At 37.2% G+C, this 2,961-nt stretch carries 6 protein-coding genes; 5 read left to right on the top strand and 1 reads right to left on the bottom strand.

The genetic code is table 11. The features are described from left to right. Positions 1-58 precede the first annotated feature (58 nt). Positions 59-376: a hypothetical protein gene (locus E1176_RS03100; protein WP_155209116.1), complete on the bottom strand. Its 318-nt coding sequence runs from the start codon at positions 374-376 to the stop codon at positions 59-61. 295 nt (positions 377-671) lie between these two features. Between E1176_RS03100 and E1176_RS03095 the strand changes: the two genes are divergently transcribed. The 5 genes from E1176_RS03095 to E1176_RS03075 all read left to right on the top strand — a co-directional run. Then, positions 672-938 (top strand): YtxH domain-containing protein, encoded by a 267-nt coding sequence (locus tag E1176_RS03095; protein ID WP_155209115.1) that lies wholly within the window; start codon positions 672-674, stop codon positions 936-938. Between the two features lie 46 nt (positions 939-984). Continuing rightward, positions 985-1,170 carry a CsbD family protein gene (locus E1176_RS03090; RefSeq protein WP_155209114.1) on the top strand — a complete coding sequence of 62 codons (186 nt, stop codon included), beginning with the start codon at positions 985-987 and terminating at the stop codon, positions 1,168-1,170. An 81-nt stretch (positions 1,171-1,251) separates the two neighbouring features. After that, on the top strand, positions 1,252-2,241 hold the full coding sequence (locus tag E1176_RS03085) for a mechanosensitive ion channel family protein (RefSeq protein ID WP_155209113.1): 990 nt from the start codon (positions 1,252-1,254) through the stop codon (positions 2,239-2,241). Then, entirely contained in the window at positions 2,231-2,641 is a 411-nt protein-coding gene (locus E1176_RS03080) for an arsenate reductase family protein (RefSeq protein ID WP_155209112.1), read from the top strand. Before E1176_RS03085 ends, E1176_RS03080 begins: the two co-directional genes overlap by 11 nt. Before the next feature lie 5 nt (positions 2,642-2,646). Next, positions 2,647-2,961: hypothetical protein (locus E1176_RS03075; RefSeq protein WP_222933060.1), on the top strand; the 315-nt coding region annotated here is incomplete at its 3' end.

Here is a 2,961-nt window from a genome sequence, read left to right as displayed (position 1 = left end):
AAAAAAAAATCCCTAAGGCAATAGCCCCAGGGATTTTTTATTTGCAATAATCTATACCCTACTGATTAGTCTGGTCATTTGCTTTTTTTAGAAAATCTTCAAGGTCGGTGTGAGTGTCTGCACCGTAAGAATCTACCAGAGTACCTTTGGTATGATCAGCGGTCTCGATGGCATACAATATGGATGAGTCAGCAGGATTAGTCTCACCTTCAAAGCGAAACTCCTCTTTGATCGTGACGCCATCAGGGTCGAAGGAAGAGTCAGTGTTACCAAGTGTAACTAATTTGCCTTCTCTATAATCAAAATCAGCGGTATATCCCTGCTCTTTTAAATCATTCAATACCTCTACTAAGGTTTTTAAATTGTGTTGTGACATTGTATTGCTATTTTTTTAATCCTACATATATAAGGCGCTTACCATATCAGATGTTCTAAATTTAGTTAGAAAGTTTCTCATAAAAATCTAAAACAATTTACCTCTACACATTGTAGAATATAATACACAGATGCAGTAATGCTTAATATGAGGAGATTTCCTTAAATAAATGGTAAATAGCTGTATATCAAGTATCTGTAATTTTATAAGCATAAAACAGCTCATTGGTATGAGATTTTCTCTTCATCAGGTAATCGATTAAAAGAATTTTTCAATTTAAACAGATTAAAAAGTTATGAATAACAACGTGAAGATAATATTCGGATTTGCCGTAGGTGCAGCAGCAGGAGCTTTAACAGGTTTATTGATGGCCCCACAAAGTGGAAAGAAAACCAGAAAGTTAATCAATTCTGAATCTGATAAAATGAGAGAGGCTGTAAGTGATGTTGTTTCTGAAACACTTGATCAGGCTAAGAATAAATACAACAATCTACTTGAGGAATACCTTGACAAAGGAAAGCAGTCTGTAGCAAAAGCTAAACAAAAAGCAAAGCTAAACTAATACTTGCTTGCTCTTAAGATAATACTAACCACTAAACACAAAACCGATGAACGATTTACAAATTAAAGGAAGCTGGAACGAAGTAAAGGGAAAGCTAAAACAGAAGTATGCAGACCTAACAGATGATGATTTGGAGTTTGCAGAGGGAAAATCTGACGAGATGCTTGGCAGATTGCAGCAGAAAACCGGAAAGAGTAAAGAGGAGCTTAAAAAAGAAATTGAGTCTCTATAATTACCATTAAAGTTTTGATTGACCTGAGCATTGGAGAGAGTGCTCAGGTTTCTTTGTTTTATACACCTTATATCTAAAGCCATGAATTTTGATCTTGAAAAAGCGATAGAAACAGTTTGGAATAAAGTAGAAGGTTGGGTTGAGTCTTTTATAGCCATGATACCCAATATGGCAGTCGCGATACTCCTGCTATTGTTGTTTTTCTTAATTGCCAAGATTTCTCAAAAGGCTTTTTCAAATATCTTCAGGCGGGCTTCAAACAATCGTGTTTTAGGCAATCTGTTCTCAACCATTGTCTACTATGCCGTCATGGGTATAGGTCTATTTGTTATCCTCGGTGTTCTTAAATTAGAGAAAACAGTCACCTCCTTACTGGCAGGTGTTGGTGTTCTGGGTTTGGCACTTGGTTTTGCTTTTCAAGATGTAGCAGCAAATTTCATTTCAGGTATTATACTGGCGTTTCGCACCCCCTTCGTGATTGGCGATATCGTAGAGGTAAAAGATCAAATGGGAATTGTGCAGCGAACCAACCTTCGGGTTACCGTAATCAAAACATTTCAGGGTCAAGAGGTGTATATACCTAATAAGGACGTACTGCAAAGCGCCATTGTAAATTATTCAATTTTGGGCGAACGCAGGGTCGATATTAGTATAGGTGTTTCATACGGAGACGACCTTGAGAAGGTGGAAAAGGTAGTAAGAAAAGTTATTGGCGACATGGAAGGGGTCATTAGAAAAGATGAAATGATCTTCGATTATTATGAGTTTGCCAACAGTTCCATCAATTTCAATATACGGTTTTGGATTAAGTATCCAGATCAACCTGGTTTCTTACAAAACAGGCATGAGGCTATTAAGAAGATTAAAGCAGCATTTGCTGAAAACGACATCACAATACCATTTCCAATACGCACTTTGGATTTTGGTATAAAAGGAGGTCAGACCTTGTCAGAAATGTCATTGAATTTGCCTCAGGGCGATAAAAAGAAACAAATTGAGACTAGTAAAAAGGAGGCAGACTCCATAGATAACGATACAGAATCAAATAACGAAAATTCAAATGAAGACTAAAGAAAACGAAATTCTGCTATTTTATAATTCTAATAAGCAGACCGATAAAGAGATTAAAGGCTATGCGGAATCAGCAGGTAGTCACAAACTCAACGATAGGGACGTATCTAAGGCTAACCTCACAGAAAGACAACTTGCCGAAGTGGCCAGCGACCTGGGCGTAGCTGTAAATGATCTTCTGGACAAGCATGATGAAAAATACATGTCCGATATTAAAGGTGGTAATTACTCAGATGATGAGTTACTTAAATTGATGAAGCAAAACCCAAGCCTCATCAAAACACCTATTGCTTATATGGATGGGAAAACCTTTTTTGTAGATTCTCAGTATCGGTTTGTAAAAGAAGATATCGATATAGAAGGTGTGAAATCTGATAAGGGAAACGAATTTGAAAAATAATTGATATGAAGAGCCTCTATGCATTTTTGATTGTCTTATTAGTTGGCCTTTTATTTACATTTTGCTCAAATAATGACACACATCGTGAGAAAATGAAGAAAGAGGTGGCTGAGTTGAGGGAAGGATTTGCTCAGGAACGAGAAAAGCTTCAAGCCGAACTTAAGGACTTTGCCAGTGATGTAGACAGAGAGATCAATGAACTTGAGGAGGAGTTGAAAGAGGAACAAGGCGAAGCCAGGGTAGAGCTTGAGCGCACTAAGCAAAAACTGGAAGAGGAGAGACGTGAGGTTAAAAATCGATTAGAAAAAATCAACAAAGCC

The organism is Fulvivirga aurantia (assembly GCF_009711475.1).
In the GTDB taxonomy this organism is placed as follows: Bacteria; Bacteroidota; Bacteroidia; order Cytophagales; family Cyclobacteriaceae; genus Fulvivirga; species Fulvivirga aurantia.
This window is presented reverse-complemented; position numbering and strand designations above follow the sequence as displayed.

Excerpts from the sequence above, each read along its gene's own strand:
- E1176_RS03100 (WP_155209116.1), bottom strand. The coding sequence starts at position 376 with ATGTCACAACACAATTTAAAAACCTTAGTAGAGGTATTGAATGATTTA.
- E1176_RS03095 (WP_155209115.1), top strand. The coding sequence starts at position 672 with ATGAATAACAACGTGAAGATAATATTCGGATTTGCCGTAGGTGCAGCA.
- E1176_RS03090 (WP_155209114.1), top strand. The coding sequence starts at position 985 with ATGAACGATTTACAAATTAAAGGAAGCTGGAACGAAGTAAAGGGAAAG.
- E1176_RS03085 (WP_155209113.1), top strand. The coding sequence starts at position 1,252 with ATGAATTTTGATCTTGAAAAAGCGATAGAAACAGTTTGGAATAAAGTA.
- E1176_RS03080 (WP_155209112.1), top strand. The coding sequence starts at position 2,231 with ATGAAGACTAAAGAAAACGAAATTCTGCTATTTTATAATTCTAATAAG.